The sequence below is a fragment of the Acinetobacter haemolyticus CIP 64.3 = MTCC 9819 genome, from assembly GCF_000369065.1.
GTDB classification, from domain to species: domain Bacteria; phylum Pseudomonadota; class Gammaproteobacteria; order Pseudomonadales; family Moraxellaceae; genus Acinetobacter; species Acinetobacter haemolyticus.
This window is the reverse complement of sequence record NZ_KB849806.1, coordinates 19,993-33,891: the sequence shown is the minus strand read 5'-3', so window position 1 is coordinate 33,891 and position 13,899 is coordinate 19,993. Positions and strand designations below refer to the sequence as shown.

The 13,899-nt window shown below is 39.6% G+C and carries 17 protein-coding genes; 12 read left to right on the top strand and 5 right to left on the bottom strand.

The genetic code is table 11. From position 1 onward, the window contains the following. The 8 genes from infC (at position 1) to rplT (ending at position 4,435) form a co-directional block, all read left to right on the top strand. On the top strand, positions 1 to 552 hold the full coding sequence (gene infC, locus F927_RS16900; protein ID WP_075316144.1) for a translation initiation factor IF-3: 552 nt from the start codon (positions 1 to 3) through the stop codon (positions 550 to 552). Positions 553 to 690: 138 nt separating this feature from the next. After that, on the top strand, positions 691 to 1,008 hold the full coding sequence (locus F927_RS12010; protein WP_005085298.1) for a DUF7709 family protein: 318 nt from the start codon (positions 691 to 693) through the stop codon (positions 1,006 to 1,008). 137 nt (positions 1,009 to 1,145) lie between these two features. After that, complete coding sequence (locus tag F927_RS12005) at positions 1,146 to 1,766, top strand: glutathione S-transferase N-terminal domain-containing protein (protein ID WP_005085297.1); 621 nt, start codon at positions 1,146 to 1,148, stop codon at positions 1,764 to 1,766. An 8-nt stretch (positions 1,767 to 1,774) separates the two neighbouring features. Continuing rightward, positions 1,775 to 2,206: a hypothetical protein gene (locus F927_RS12000; RefSeq protein ID WP_017394385.1), complete on the top strand. Its 432-nt coding sequence runs from the start codon at positions 1,775 to 1,777 to the stop codon at positions 2,204 to 2,206. 122 nt (positions 2,207 to 2,328) lie between these two features. Further along, positions 2,329 to 3,186 carry an arylamine N-acetyltransferase family protein gene (locus F927_RS11995; RefSeq protein WP_005085294.1) on the top strand — a complete coding sequence of 286 codons (858 nt, stop codon included), beginning with the start codon at positions 2,329 to 2,331 and terminating at the stop codon, positions 3,184 to 3,186. A gap of 53 nt (positions 3,187 to 3,239) precedes the next feature. Further along, positions 3,240 to 3,668, top strand: coding sequence for a YqaA family protein (locus F927_RS11990; RefSeq protein ID WP_004637966.1), 429 nt, complete (start codon positions 3,240 to 3,242; stop codon positions 3,666 to 3,668). A 201-nt stretch (positions 3,669 to 3,869) separates the two neighbouring features. Next, positions 3,870 to 4,064, top strand: coding sequence for a 50S ribosomal protein L35 (gene rpmI / locus F927_RS11985; RefSeq protein ID WP_004637967.1), 195 nt, complete (start codon positions 3,870 to 3,872; stop codon positions 4,062 to 4,064). Positions 4,065 to 4,075: 11 nt separating this feature from the next. Continuing rightward, positions 4,076 to 4,435: a 50S ribosomal protein L20 gene (gene rplT, locus F927_RS11980; RefSeq protein WP_000124858.1), complete on the top strand. Its 360-nt coding sequence runs from the start codon at positions 4,076 to 4,078 to the stop codon at positions 4,433 to 4,435. Between the two features lie 54 nt (positions 4,436 to 4,489). Here the strand turns inward: rplT and F927_RS11975 are convergent, their stop codons facing one another. Further along, the gene (locus tag F927_RS11975) at positions 4,490 to 5,617 is read right to left on the bottom strand and encodes a hypothetical protein (protein WP_005085291.1); all 1,128 of its coding nucleotides are present in this window, start codon (positions 5,615 to 5,617) and stop codon (positions 4,490 to 4,492) included. Between the two features lie 72 nt (positions 5,618 to 5,689). Here F927_RS11975 and F927_RS11970 point away from each other — a divergent pair, with 72 nt between their 5' ends. Further along, the gene (locus F927_RS11970) at positions 5,690 to 6,082 is read left to right on the top strand and encodes a hypothetical protein (RefSeq protein ID WP_004637969.1); all 393 of its coding nucleotides are present in this window, start codon (positions 5,690 to 5,692) and stop codon (positions 6,080 to 6,082) included. Here F927_RS11970 and F927_RS11965 read toward each other — a convergent pair. Beyond that, positions 6,067 to 7,068: a hypothetical protein gene (locus F927_RS11965; protein WP_005085288.1), complete on the bottom strand. Its 1,002-nt coding sequence runs from the start codon at positions 7,066 to 7,068 to the stop codon at positions 6,067 to 6,069. The two genes, F927_RS11970 and F927_RS11965, sit on opposite strands and share 16 nt — an antisense overlap. Before the next feature lie 156 nt (positions 7,069 to 7,224). On the opposite strand from F927_RS11965, the gene pheS reads away from it, so the two are divergent. From pheS to F927_RS11950, 3 genes are read left to right on the top strand one after another with little or no spacing between them, the layout of a single operon-like run. Next, positions 7,225 to 8,205, top strand: coding sequence for a phenylalanine--tRNA ligase subunit alpha (gene pheS / locus F927_RS11960; protein ID WP_004637971.1), 981 nt, complete (start codon positions 7,225 to 7,227; stop codon positions 8,203 to 8,205). A 33-nt stretch (positions 8,206 to 8,238) separates the two neighbouring features. Then, positions 8,239 to 10,620 (top strand): phenylalanine--tRNA ligase subunit beta, encoded by a 2,382-nt coding sequence (gene pheT / locus F927_RS11955; protein ID WP_005085286.1) that lies wholly within the window; start codon positions 8,239 to 8,241, stop codon positions 10,618 to 10,620. After that, entirely contained in the window at positions 10,617 to 10,913 is a 297-nt protein-coding gene (locus tag F927_RS11950) for an integration host factor subunit alpha (protein ID WP_004637973.1), read from the top strand. The genes pheT and F927_RS11950 overlap by 4 nt, the downstream gene beginning before the upstream one ends. A gap of 93 nt (positions 10,914 to 11,006) precedes the next feature. On the opposite strand, the gene F927_RS11945 is transcribed toward F927_RS11950, so the two are convergent. The 3 genes from F927_RS11945 to trxA form a co-directional block, all read right to left on the bottom strand. Further along, complete coding sequence (locus F927_RS11945; RefSeq protein WP_005085282.1) at positions 11,007 to 11,243, bottom strand: hypothetical protein; 237 nt, start codon at positions 11,241 to 11,243, stop codon at positions 11,007 to 11,009. Between the two features lie 395 nt (positions 11,244 to 11,638). Next, complete coding sequence (rho, locus tag F927_RS11940; protein WP_005085280.1) at positions 11,639 to 12,907, bottom strand: transcription termination factor Rho; 1,269 nt, start codon at positions 12,905 to 12,907, stop codon at positions 11,639 to 11,641. 331 nt (positions 12,908 to 13,238) lie between these two features. Beyond that, complete coding sequence (gene trxA / locus F927_RS11935) at positions 13,239 to 13,565, bottom strand: thioredoxin (RefSeq protein WP_004637976.1); 327 nt, start codon at positions 13,563 to 13,565, stop codon at positions 13,239 to 13,241. Between the last annotated feature and the right edge of the window lie 334 nt (positions 13,566 to 13,899).

Sequence of the window (13,899 nt, the reverse complement as noted above, 5' to 3'; positions counted from 1 at the left end):
ATTAAACAGCCTGATCGTAACCAACAACAAGGTGCTAAAAGTAACCGTCCAGCCATTAATGATGAGATTCGTGCGAAAGAAGTACGTCTCGTTGCTGCTGATGGGGAACAGAAAGGTGTCGTTTCATTAAATGAAGCATTACGTGCTGCTGAAGAAGCTGATCTTGACCTTGTTGAGATCGTTGCTAATGCAGAACCTCCTGTTTGTAAAATCATGGACTACAACAAGCACTTATTTGACTTAAAGCAAAAGCAAAAAGATGCGAAGAAAAAACAGCATCAAGTGCAAGTGAAAGAAATCAAGTTACGTCCAGCGACGGACGTAGGTGATTACCAAGTAAAATTGCGTGCAATTTTACGTTTCCTTGAAGAAGGAAATAAGGTGAAAATTACTTTACGTTTCCGTGGTCGTGAAATGGCACACCAACAGCTTGGTCTTGCTCAATTACAAAAAATTGAAGCTGATGTGGCTGAGTTTGGCGTTGTTGAGCAACCTCCAAAAATGGAAGGTCGCCAAATGGGTATGCTGCTTGGTCCGAAAAAGAAAAAGTAATTTTTTCTTAATAAAAAAAACACCGCTATTGCGGTGTTTTTTTGTTTATACAAATGTGGAAACAAGGCTTAATTTTTGAGCAGATTTATGTTAATTTTAGTTGAAAAGTAAAGTATATTATCATTGGAGAATCAAAAGATGACTATCGTTAATGGTACACATGAGTTGTCTGAAATAAATCAAAAAGTGGTGCAAGAGGGTGAGGTGTTGCCTCAAGTTCGCTTAAAAGACGGTAGTCAGGTACAAACAGGCACTGTAGCAACCATGTTGCATAATATTAATTTATATAATGCAGGTACAAGAGGTGAGGTGGAGGCTGAATTAGAGTGTGCTATCCCAACCTTAGTCAAAGTAGGTTTATTTGATCTGTTTTCGGTTGATGAGTGGATCAAGGGGGATAACGCTGGTCGTCGATTTGTAGGGGAAAAGGCGAAAGAGTTTTTGGCGAATCGATAAAAATCAAATACACCTTTTAATATGCTCTGTGCAAACATAATTTTATTGTTTCTTTTTCGTGCTGCTGTGCTGATCAAATTCTGAAAAATGTGATATAACGCAACAACAGTCAAGATAAAGATGAATAGGATAACTAAATGATTGACTTATATTATTGGGGTACCCCCAATGGCCATAAAATAACGATTGCTTTAGAAGAAATGGGGCTTGAATATCAAATTTTCCCGATTAATATTTTAGAAAATGATCAGTTTCAGCCAGACTTTTTAAGGATTTCTCCAAACAATAAAATTCCAGCAATCGTTGATCAAAATGGTCCACGTGGTGAACCAATTTCTGTATTTGAATCTGGCGCAATCTTGCAATATTTAGGTCGCAAAACTGGATTGTTCTATCCCCTTGATGAGCAAGAGCGAGTTGAGGTAGAGCAATGGTTGATGTGGCAAATGGGTGGTTTTGGTCCGATGCTTGGGCAAAACCATCATTTCAACAAGTTTGCACCTGAGCGTATTCCTTATGCGACGGAGCGCTATATCAATGAAACCAAACGGCTGTATGGTGTTTTGAATAAACAGCTGGTTGGTCAGAAGTTTGTAGCTGGTGAATACTCGATCGCAGATATGGCGATTTTACCTTGGGCATTACGCTATGAGTGGCAAAGTATTCAACTCGAAGATTATCCTTATGTGAAAGATTATATCGATCGCTTAACTGCACGTCCTGCCATACAAAGAGCTTTATCGATCAAAGTAGGATAATACGTGTTGTGAAACAACAACTTTATCTGAGACATTGGGCGATTGCGATGGGATTGTTGGTACTTACAGCAATCGTCTGCGCTCTGCTACACAATCGCTATTCCGAAGATCATTTGGGGATTTTGGTCTTTGCTTTGATCGGTGTATTGGGGCTTTTATTTTCTACGTTATTTGCTTGGCTGCAGGTGGAAACTAGAAACTCATATGGTAGCACTTGGCTTTTCGTGAGCTTTTTAAGCCTGTCGTTGTTGTTAAGCACTTATCTTTATCATACGGTATCCATGGACTGGGCGGCAGTTTCAGATGATGGTATCCAACTTAGTTTATATCAACGAGTTGTAACGTCAGACCTTACATTTTGGGTCGCATTTGCTTTTCCATTCATTTTTTCCGTCGTGAATTTTTCTGTGCGATCTAAGGTCGCCAAAATGAAGAAATAATCTGTGTTAAAACCATGCATTTAGCCCTATCAGCGTGACTATTTTATAGTTGTGTAATTTTTAGACTTAAAGCTCGATGATCGGTATAGGATAATGTAATTTTAAAACAAGTATAAAGCGTTATGAACTCTACAATCGCGACAGACTATTTAAAAAAACTTGATTTTCAAGGGCACTGTTTACCTACGCTAGAGAACTTAAAGACTCTGCTAAGTTACCATGTTGAGCACATTCCTTTTGGTAATCTATCCTCTTTTCTTGGGGAGGAAGTCTCATTAGTACCTGAACAACTTGCTCAAAAATTATTATATGAAAATCGGGAAGGATATTGCTTGGAGCACAGCACTCTGAGCAGAATTGCATTAACTGAGTTGGGATATGACGCTTATAATGTATTAGGTCGTGTCTATTATCAAAGTGCACATACCACAGCACCTATCCGTACTCATTTAGTCACGTTGGTGCGAATCGATCAGCAATTATTTTTATATGATCCCGGCTTTGGGGGGATGACACCAACAACAATTCTATCTTTAGATTGTATCGGAGAGGCGCAGTCAACACCTTTGGAACAGTTTCGATTTGTGGATGTTGCACAGTGTGGATTGGACATGGCTGTGCTGACAGATGTGAAGTATATGCTTCAGGTTTTTTTACATAATGAATGGGTCAATGTGTATGCAATTAATCCTGATCAACAGATCGCGATGGCGGATGCGGAAATTGCCAATTGGTATATATCAACGTCACCTGAATCATTATTTACTCAACATTTAATGTTATTTACAGCGACCACGGAAGCCAGAATGACATTGAAAGATCAGGTATTGAGAATTCATGGTAAAGAAAAATCTGATAAAAAGGTTTTATCAACCCCGCATGAGTTTGGGGAAATAATACAAGCGGTTTTTAAGATACAAATGAACCCACAGAAACTTAGACAAGCATGGGATAAACTTACTTTGATTGAATCAGTTTAAGTGATATTGTCTGGGCATTGCTTTGATCTCTATGTAAGTGCTTTCACACCCTGATGTCCTATTTTCTATTATTTCTCTCTGCTTTTGGTGCTGCAACATTACTACCTTTACAGTCTGAAGCTGTGCTTATGACTTTATTGGTGCAGGGGATGTCCAATCCATTTTATTTGTTGCTTGTTGCGACAGTTGGAAATGTTTTGGGCTCTTGTGTTAACTGGTGGTTGGGATTGAAAATAGAGCATTATAAAGATAAAAAGTGGTTTCCTGTCTCAGAACCACGTTTGCAGCAAGCACAACAGATCTATCATAAATATGGTTTTTACTCGTTATTGTTGAGTTGGGTGCCGATCATAGGTGATCCGATTACGTTGATTGCTGGATTGATGAAAGAGCATTTTGGGCGGTTCTTATTGATTGTCACAATTGCTAAAGCAGGACGCTATTTGTTTATGTATGGCTTATATCTCGGATTATTTTCTTAATTTACTTTCTGTTTATGTTGTAGATTCTCGTTAGCTCCAGGTAAGTTCGACATTGTTGATGTGGCTCAAATCGATTGTATTTTGTGATCAGAAATTTTGCTTTAAATTTAAACGAAGATGCTATATGATACTGCCTTCCTTACCTGCAGGTCGATTTGCAATAGTGCAAACGAGCCGAACAGGTGACTAAAAGAGGTTACTATGGCTAAGTTAAAAACTCGCCGTGGTGCAGCTAAACGCTTTAAAGCGACTGCAAACGGTTTCAAGCGCAAACAAGCATTCAAGCGCCACATTTTGACCAAAAAATCTGCTAAGCGTATCCGTCAATTGCGCGGTTGTGTAATGGTTCACGTAAGTGACGTTGCATCAGTTCGTGCTATGTGCCCATACATCTAAGGAGATTATAAATGGCTCGTGTAAAACGTGGTGTAGTGGCTCATCGCCGTCACAAAAAAATTCTTGCTCGCGCTAAAGGTTACTATGGTGCTCGTTCACGTGTTTATCGCGTAGCGTTCCAAGCGGTAATCAAAGCTGGTCAATACGCTTACCGTGACCGCCGTCAAAAGAAACGTCAATTCCGTGCTTTATGGATTGCGCGTATCAATGCTGGTGCTCGTCAAAACGGTTTGTCTTACAGCCGCATGATCGATGGCTTGAAAAAAGCTCAAGTGATCATCGACCGTCGCGTATTAGCTGACATCGCTATGCATGATGCAGTAGCATTTGCTGCTTTAGCTGAAAAAGCTAAAGGCGCATTAGCTGCATAAGCTTAGAGATTCAAAGAAGGCCGCTTTTTAGCGGTCTTTTTTATGCTTTATTCTTTACTTTCTGGACCATATCATTAGAAAAATAATCACACCAAAGGTAATCACCATGAATTTGGCGAATTCATAATGGTTAACTAACCAGAACACCCCGTAGAGTAGCCCAATGACAACCGCTAAAAAGAAGATAAGATAAAGTGTCGAAGCTGTAACAGAAGTTGGTTTTTCTTCTGTAGAGCTATCACTGTTCAGTTCATTATTCGTTTCACTATTAATCTGGGATGTATGTTGTAGTGCGTGTGGAGGAATATAGGAAAAATCTTCATTCACATATGCTTTCTCATAGCTATTTGCACTATGTGAAACTAAGCTGATGAATGCATTGTTTAGATCCTCTTGGAAAAGATCTATTTTTATAGAATTCTGATCAATAATATCAGCATGAAATGATCTTGAGGCTAGCGCCATTGCCACTTCAGTTCCAATTTGGTCTTGTAAGTCACCGAGTTTATTTATCCAAGAAAATGCCAGATTGAATTCAGGGCTCGGCTCATCAAGAAGAGGATAATCGCTTATTTCATTTTTTAAAAATAGGTTATTGGTTAATAGTAGACTTTTATCTTGTTTAAAATTAAATGGGCTATCTAAAAATCTACTTTGAAAATCCTCATGTAAGTTTTTCCAATTCAGATTTTTGTTGAACGCATCAATAATCTGGAGTTGTTTTTGATCTAATCTGATGAGAGTAAACAATAGATATTTATTATAGCTTTGAGAGGATGCAAAACCATGAAATTCACGAGGATCTGTAGACGTCGAGAACTTCTTTACTTTTTCTGCATGTACTTTAACTAAAGCAAAATTTTGATCTCTTCCCAAGAAGACGGCTACAGGATAATTGCTTGTATCAAAAATGAATTGTTTAAAATGCCGGGTAAACTCAGGCAATAGTAGGTCTGAGGGAGTGAGCTGGCAATGCTGAATCTGTTGGTCTCTGAGATCGGCAATTAAGTGTGAAATGGAATCATAGAGTAATTCATTTGTTTCTAAATCACGTACCAGAAACAGATCATGAGTTATATCACACCATTTATGTTCGATCTTATATTCAGCAATTTTATGGTCAAAATAGAGTTGAGCATTATGTTGCAAACCTAATATAAACTTCCAGTAATTATCGGTCATCGTTTTATATATGCTGTTATTGGTGGGAAGCTAGGCTCATTATCATATCTGAAATTAATGATGGATTAAAACATGCGCAGACAATATCACTTTAGACAAGTGGGGGACGATACTTGTATTTGGGATGTTCATCGCTTAGTAGAACTGACCCAAAATTTCATTGTCAAAAAAGTTGCACTGAATGATATTCAAGAACTCAACGAGGCCTATTGGTTTACAGATGAATATCCAACAACTCAGCAAATCATTGAGCATATTCAATTGATTCAGGATGCAGACCTCAATTACCCAATTATTCTTTGTGCGCAGGGTCGAGTGATGGACGGTATGCATCGTGTGGCAAAGGCAAGTTTACTCAAGCATTCCGATATTCTTGCAGTGCAATTTGAGCAAACACCTGAGCCTGATTTTATGAATATTGATGAAGATGAGCTTGATTACACGGATATTTATAATCCGAAATAATAAGCCAATCCACAAATGATGATCGTGATGAAGACTAATTTTATCACACTGATATGATTCATTTTATGTTGGGCTGCTGCCTGAGTTGGCGTTTTCGCTACATCCATAGTACGGTCATAGGGTTCCATCGGCATTTCAAAATCAATATTTTTATAGTGGTTAGCAATTCTTGAAATCAGTTTCGCAAATAAGTCATCTGTTTTTTGTCCGAAGTTGCGTAAGACAATTTGTTGTTCAGGACTTAACATTTCTCCATCGGTGTTATAAGGATGGCGACGTTGATTCTCGATAAAATCTGTCAATGCTGACATACGATACATGAGTTGATGAGCTGAATCTGCTTGATAGGTGGTTGGAATAATAGCCAAGTCAGCATGATCTAAATGGCTGTGTTCTAGTTCATAACCATAAAAAGGTAGCTCTACTTGTTCTGGTTCTAAGAAGTTTTCTGCGCATTTATGGCTAAAAAGCTCTTGGTTAATAAACTTTTCAATTTCGTGCCAGTCATTATTTTTTAATTCTTGGGTCACTTTTTTAGCAATTGAGTCTGGAAGTGGGTAACGCCAAAATACATCCTGTCTTAGTGAAATTTGTTGTGAGGTGGGTGCTTCGAAAGGATTGTCATGTTGATACCACTCAGCAAGTTCATGCCCACAAATCCATGCAGTTTTATTTTTACCTTCATGGCTCACGATGAAGTGAGCATAGGGAAGTAATTCAACATTGGCGTTAGGGTTTTGGTGATCTTGTAAGAGCTGTGCATTGTGCAAGCTTAATCGATCAACGCCTTGACGTTTTAAACCTTCCAACCAAACTTGAAAGTGTTGTGCTAAAAGATGTTGTGACTGGAGGTCACGGAACTCGAAATGATGTTGAGCAAAGATGGGGTGATCAACCCAGACACTGAAGGGAAGATTTTGTTGTAAAAACTCATTGCCATAGCTGACAAGCGTCAATTGAACTTTCCAAATTTGATCGAGCGCCATTGTTTTTACTCTTTGACTTTTAGCGATAAGAAAGATTTTAGCAAATTGTTGCGACATATGTTTTTTCAATAGGCTTAATCTTCAAAAAATAGGTAAAAAGCTGATAAACTATAGCGTTTTATTATATTTCTATAATTTGTTGCTTTGAGAGTTACTATGTCACTGGAAGCCCTGACCACTGAAGCGCTTGCTGCCATTGCAGCGGCTCAAGACCTTGCTGCACTCGATCAAGTACGTGTGCAATTTACAGGGAAAAAAAGCCAGCTTGCAGAGCAATCGAAAGCACTTGGAAAAATGGATCCTGAAGAGCGTAAAGTACAAGGTGCTGCTATTCATGCTGTTCGTGAAGCGATCAACGCTGCATTGACTGAGCGTCAACAAACATTACAACAAGCTGAGCTTGCTAAAAAATTAGCGAGTGAGACCATTGATATTACTTTACCTGGCCGCGGTCAACGTATGGGAAGTATCCACCCGGTGACCCAAGTTCAAGAGCGTATTTGTCAGTTCTTTACCAAAGCAGGTTTCCAAGTGGCACATGGTCCAGAAGTTGAAGATGATTATCACAACTTTGAGGCATTGAATATTCCGGGGCATCACCCAGCACGTGCAATGCACGATACTTTCTATTTTGATGCAACTCATTTACTCCGTACTCATACTTCGGGTGTGCAAATCCGTACGATGGAAACCAATCAGCCACCAATCCGTATTGTGTGTCCTGGCCGTGTTTATCGTTGTGACTCAGATCAAACGCATTCACCGATGTTTCATCAGATCGAAGGTTTGTACGTTGCCGAAAACACCAGTTTTGCAGAATTAAAAGGTCTGTTGATTAATTTGCTCACTGAATTTTTTGAAAAAGATTTAAAAGTACGTTTCCGTCCATCCTATTTCCCATTCACTGAGCCAAGTGCTGAAGTGGATATTATGGATGAGCGTGGTCGTTGGTTAGAAGTTTTGGGCTGTGGCATGGTACATCCAAATGTATTACGTGCTGCAGGTATTGATCCTGATAAGTACAAAGGCTTTGCTTTTGGTTTAGGGGTAGAGCGTTTTGCAATGTTACGTTATGGCATTAATGACTTACGTATGTTCTACCAAAATGATGTGCGTTTCTTACGCCAGTTTGCCTAAACAGTTTTTCAGGATTAAATAAGGTTTATACACATGAAAATTAGTGAAAATTGGTTACGCACGTGGGTTAATCCAGCAATTGATAGCAATACATTGTCTGATCAATTGACCATGCTTGGCTTAGAAGTTGATGAGTTAGCGCCTGTGGCAAAGCCATTTACAGGCGTGGTTGTTGGTGAAGTTCTGACGGTTGAGCAGCATCCAGATGCAGATCGTTTGCGTGTCACGACTGTAAATGTTGGTTCGGGTGAGCCATTACAGATTGTTTGTGGGGCGCCAAATGTTCGTGTGGGGATGAAAGCACCTGTTGCCACCATTGGTGCAGTGTTACCAGGCGATTTCAAAATTAAAAAAGGCAAGCTTCGTGGTATTGAATCACAAGGCATGCTATGTGGTGCTTCTGAAATTGATTTAGAAGACAAGATTGATGGCTTGTTAGAGCTTCCTGCTGATGCACCTGTTGGCATGAATATCCGTGAATATTTAAAACTTGATGACAATGTGATTGACATCAGTATCACGCCAAACCGTGGTGACTGTTTTAGTATTCGTGGTATTGCACGAGAAATCGCAGTAATCAATCAGTTGAAGATGAATGAACCTGATATTCAACCTGTTCCTGCAACCATCACTGATGAAAAAGCAGTCATCATCACGACTGAAGGTACGCCGCGTTATTTAGGTCGTATTATCAAAAATGTGAATGTGAAAGCCCCTACACCAGAGTGGATGGAACAAGCTCTAGCTCACTCAGGTATTCGTACCCATAGTATTTTGGTTGATATTACCAACTATGTGTTACTTGAGTTGGGTCAACCAATGCATGCTTTTGATTTGACGAAGATAAAAGGTTCGATTCAAGTCCGTCAAGCTCAGCCAAAAGAAAAATTGATGCTGCTAAATGATCAAGAAGTTGAATTGCAAGATGACATCATGGTCATTGCGGATGATCAAAAAGCATTGGCGATTGCTGGCATCATGGGAGGCTTAGACTCTTCTGTTACGGATGAAACACAAGATATTTTCTTAGAAAGTGCATTTTTTGCACCTTTAGCAATAGCTGGTCGTGCGCGTCGTTTTGGCTTACATACTGATTCATCACAGCGTTATGAACGTGGCGTTGATTTTGAATTGCCAATCATCGCGATGCATCGTGCATGTGAGTTGATTCAGACATTTGCTGGTGGTGAGTTTGGTCCAATTACGGTTGCTGAACAAGTGGCTTTATTGCCAACGCGTGAAGCGATTCAGTTAAAGCAGGCTCAAGTGGATCAACTACTGGGTTATGAGGTCGCGGGTGATTTTATCGCAGATGCGTTGATGCGTTTAGGTTGTGTGGTTGAAACGACAGCACAAGGTGAGTGGAATGTGATTCCTCCATCGCATCGTTATGATATCGCAATCTATCAAGACTTAGTTGAAGAAGTTGCACGTATTCATGGCTATGACAACATCCAAATCAGTTTGCCAAAGATTGATGTGAAGTTAGAGAAGTATCAAGATCGTTTTGAAATTGCACAACTACGTCAAACCGTAGCAACTTTAGGCTATCAAGAAGCGATTAGTTTTAGTTTTGCTGATGCAAAATTGGAAAAACAACTGAATCCAGCTGTACAGCCCTTGATGTTGGCTAATCCGATTTCAAGTGATCTAGCTGCGATGCGTAGTACGTTACTTTCAAGCTTGATTCCTTGTGTGCAATATAACTTGAATCGTCAACAACATCGTGTCCGCTTCTTTGAGTTAGGCTTACGTTTTGACTATCAAGGTGCAAAAGATATCCATGATCTTAAGCAGATTCCAACGTTGGCATTGATTGCTGTGGGTTCACTTGCACCTGAATCATGGCATGTAAAACCTCAAGCAATGGATTTCTTTGATTTTAAAGGTGAAATTGAAGAAATTTTGGCAGCAGGTCGAGTGAAGGCAGAGTTTGCTCGTACGCAGAGAGCATGGCTACACCCAGGACAATCAGCTGAAATTTTGGTAAATGGACAGTCAATTGGTTACTTGGGGCGTTTGCATCCTTCTTTGGAAAATGATTTAGATTTGGGTACAACATGGGTTGCTGAGCTAGATCAGCAAGCAGTTTTGCAATCTTATGTATCTAATTTTACAGAATTATCACGTTTTCCATCGGTTAGACGTGATATTGCGCTTTTAATCTCTGATAATATTGAAGTGAAAGATATTCAGCGCATGATTGAACAAACAGGTGGTGAGTTACTTGACTCCACATGGTTGTTCGATGTGTATACGGGGCAAGGGGTTGAACAAGGCAAGCGCTCTTTAGCTTTTGCATTGTTGTGGCAACATCCGGCTCGTACGCTTGAAGATGCTGAAATCAAATCTGGTATGGATAACATTATTCAAGTGTTGGAAAACACTTATCAAGCGACATTGAGGGCCTCATGACAGCATTAACAAAAGCAGATATGGCGGACCATTTAAGTGAGCTAACGAGTTTAAATCGTCGTGAAGCAAAACAAATGGTCGAGTTGTTTTTTGACGAAATTAGTCAGGCATTAATTTCTGGCGAACAAGTCAAACTTTCTGGATTCGGTAATTTTGAGCTACGTGATAAGCGTGAGCGTCCTGGACGTAATCCTAAAACGGGTGAGGAGATTCCAATTTCTGCGCGCCGTGTAGTAACGTTCAGAGCAGGTCAAAAATTTAGACAGCGTGTGGGGAACGAGCAGGTCGATTGATCTGCTTTTTCATCTTAACTTTTTGAATCTCAGAAAGTATAGGCGTAAAAAAAGAGAACCAAAGGTTCTCTTTTTTTATAATCTATAAATAGATTATTGAGCAGCAGAAGCTGGAGCAGCTTCAGATGCAGCAACAGCAACTTCAGAAGCAGCAGCAGCAACTTCAGAAGCAGCAGCAGCAACTTCAGTTTGAGCTTCAGAAGCAGCAGCTACAGCTTCAGAAGCAGCAGCAGTTGCGTCAGTAGCAGGTGCTTCTTCTTTCTTAGAGCAACCAACGAAAGCTAAAGTAGTTGCAACAGCAGCAATAACAGCAAATTTTTTGAATAACATGGCATCACTCTCATAAAATTGTGAGATTAAAAAGAACCTGAGTTAGTCTGTTTGTGCTTTTATTTTTCCTAAAATTTTTAGGAAATAACGCAGGGAGCAGCCTAACTAGTCAGTTGCTATCCTATCAAAGCGCATCATGAATTACTACTATTCTGTCTGGCAAAACGTCAAAAATGGACAAAAATTGGTTATTTTTTGATAGAAAATAACTATGGATTAGTGTTTATAAATCGGAGATATTGAACAAAATGCTTTTGAGGGTATATTTATTTATATTTAAATCAATTGGATAGTGACTTTTGATAAAAACAAGGTAAATTGTAACCATTATGTAACCATGTCAACCAAATAACAACAGCCACCATAAAGGTGGCTGCTTTGGGTCGCACAGTAGATTAGTTTGCTGCTTTGCGTTTCATCTGATCAAAAAAGTCATCATTGGTTTTGGTTTCTTTCATGCGATCTAGTAAGAACTCCATTGCTGCTAACTCATCCATTGGGTGAAGCAGTTTACGGAGAATCCATACTTTACGAAGGTTATCTTCGTCCATGAGGCGTTCTTCACGACGTGTTCCTGATTTTTTGATATTCATCGCAGGGAAAACGCGTTTTTCAGCAATACGGCGATCAAGTGTGATCTCTTGGTTACCTGTACCTTTGAATTCCTCATAGATCACATCATCCATTTTACTGCCAGTTTCGATCAAAGCAGTAGAGATGATGGTGAGTGAACCACCTTCTTCGATATTACGGGCTGCACCAAAGAAACGTTTTGGTCGTTCTAATGCGTGTGCATCTACACCACCCGTCAAGACTTTACCTGAAGATGGAATCACGGTGTTGTATGCACGAGCTAGACGTGTAATCGAGTCAAGCAGAATCACGACATCTTTTTTATGCTCGACTAAACGTTTTGCTTTTTCGATGACCATTTCTGCAACTTGTACGTGACGAGCAGGTGCTTCATCAAATGTAGATGCAACCACTTCACCACGGACAGTACGTTCCATTTCTGTTACTTCTTCAGGACGTTCGTCGATTAAAAGTACGATAAGAAAAACTTCTGGATTATTACGGACGATCGATTGAGCGATGTTCTGTAATAACATGGTTTTACCCGCTTTAGGCGGTGCAACAATGATTGAACGTTGACCTTTACCAATCGGCGCAACCAAATCGACAACACGTGCTGTTAAATCTTCAGTTGTACCATTCCCCAACTCCATAACAAGTTGTTCGGTTGGGAATAGAGGTGTTAAGTTTTCGAATAAAATTTTATTACGTGAGTTTTCAGGTGTGTCGTAATTAATTTGGTTGACTTTTAATAAGGCAAAGTAACGCTCACCTTCTTTTGGTGGGCGAATCGTACCAGTGATCGTGTCACCTGTACGTAAGTTAAAACGACGAATTTGGGATGGACTGACATAAATGTCATCTGGTCCAGCTAAATATGAACCAGCAGCGGAGCGTAAAAAACCAAAACCATCAGAAAGGATTTCGAGAACGCCATCACCAAAAATTTCTTCGCCATTCATCGCATGGCGTTTTAAAATAGCAAAAATAATATCTTGTTTGCGGTTACGTGCCATGCCTTCAAGGCCCATAAACTCCGCAATTTTAATGAGTTCGCCAATGGGTTTTTTCTTGAGTTCAGTTAAGTTCATAAGTGGTCAGACAGAATGGAATAAGTGGAGGACTACGTTAAGGGAAGAATAAAAAATCGACCGCGTACATACATGCTGAGGTAATTGTATTTAAACAACCACGATTCAGTAGTCTGGTTCATTGTTTCAGAGAGAAATGTGAAAACAATTGTTATTGCCGAGCGGCGATCTTATGTTTTGTGTCTTGTAAGAAGCGCAATGAAGTAGATTCCATTCAAAGCTTCTTGATCGAGAAATATAGACCTAATTGGCTGTGTTGTCAATGTTTACCGCGGACTACGCTGTTCAATAAAAACGTAGTTCCGCAGATAGACATAAAAACATCTATAAATTAGATGTTTTGATCGATAAATGCTGCAAGTTTAGAACGCGGTGCTGCACCAACTTGTTGAGCAACGACTTCACCGTTTTTAAACATAAGTAATGCTGGGATATTACGGATGTTGTATTTCACAGCTGTTTCTTCGCAAGCAGTAACATCAACTTTGACGATTTTGACTTTGCCTTCGTACTCATTTGATAGATCTTCAAGTACAGGTGCGATTGCTTTACAAGGCGCACACCAGCCAGCCCAAAAATCAACAAGAACGGGAGTTTCAGCATCTAAAACATCTGCTTGGAAGTTTTCATCAGATGTATTAACAATAGTCGCAGACATGGGATTGCTCCAAATTTTTTAAAAAAGTATCAATTCAATTTCAGAGTGAATATTACATTGCTACGTGAGGGTCTGTCGATATTTCATGGATGCATGCGACAGTAGATATTTTTTAGCTGATACAAGGCAGGTTTTGCGAAGTTTAGTGATCTAAATAAGCAAGACATAACACAGTAGCAGCAAAAAATATCCTTGTCCCGAAGGGTTATGGCTAAAACTGCCACTAAAATCGTTATGAAAATTGACAAGGGGACGCCATTGTCTGCATTTCATGCCTCATTAGTGTTGTTTTAGCCTATAACGCAAAGCATACCTGAAGTATCAACAGACCCTA

Coding starts and splice junctions, on each gene's coding strand:
- F927_RS11990 (WP_004637966.1), top strand. CDS start 3,240: ATGTCCTATTTTCTATTATTTCTCTCTGCTTTTGGTGCTGCAACATTA.
- rplT (WP_000124858.1), top strand. CDS start 4,076: ATGGCTCGTGTAAAACGTGGTGTAGTGGCTCATCGCCGTCACAAAAAA.
- F927_RS12005 (WP_005085297.1), top strand. CDS start 1,146: ATGATTGACTTATATTATTGGGGTACCCCCAATGGCCATAAAATAACG.
- trxA (WP_004637976.1), bottom strand. CDS start 13,565: ATGTCTGCGACTATTGTTAATACATCTGATGAAAACTTCCAAGCAGAT.
- F927_RS11950 (WP_004637973.1), top strand. CDS start 10,617: ATGACAGCATTAACAAAAGCAGATATGGCGGACCATTTAAGTGAGCTA.
- pheT (WP_005085286.1), top strand. CDS start 8,239: ATGAAAATTAGTGAAAATTGGTTACGCACGTGGGTTAATCCAGCAATT.
- rho (WP_005085280.1), bottom strand. CDS start 12,907: ATGAACTTAACTGAACTCAAGAAAAAACCCATTGGCGAACTCATTAAA.
- rpmI (WP_004637967.1), top strand. CDS start 3,870: ATGGCTAAGTTAAAAACTCGCCGTGGTGCAGCTAAACGCTTTAAAGCG.
- F927_RS11995 (WP_005085294.1), top strand. CDS start 2,329: ATGAACTCTACAATCGCGACAGACTATTTAAAAAAACTTGATTTTCAA.
- F927_RS12010 (WP_005085298.1), top strand. CDS start 691: ATGACTATCGTTAATGGTACACATGAGTTGTCTGAAATAAATCAAAAA.
- F927_RS11970 (WP_004637969.1), top strand. CDS start 5,690: ATGCGCAGACAATATCACTTTAGACAAGTGGGGGACGATACTTGTATT.
- F927_RS11975 (WP_005085291.1), bottom strand. CDS start 5,617: ATGACCGATAATTACTGGAAGTTTATATTAGGTTTGCAACATAATGCT.
- pheS (WP_004637971.1), top strand. CDS start 7,225: ATGTCACTGGAAGCCCTGACCACTGAAGCGCTTGCTGCCATTGCAGCG.
- F927_RS11965 (WP_005085288.1), bottom strand. CDS start 7,068: ATGGCGCTCGATCAAATTTGGAAAGTTCAATTGACGCTTGTCAGCTAT.
- F927_RS11945 (WP_005085282.1), bottom strand. CDS start 11,243: ATGTTATTCAAAAAATTTGCTGTTATTGCTGCTGTTGCAACTACTTTA.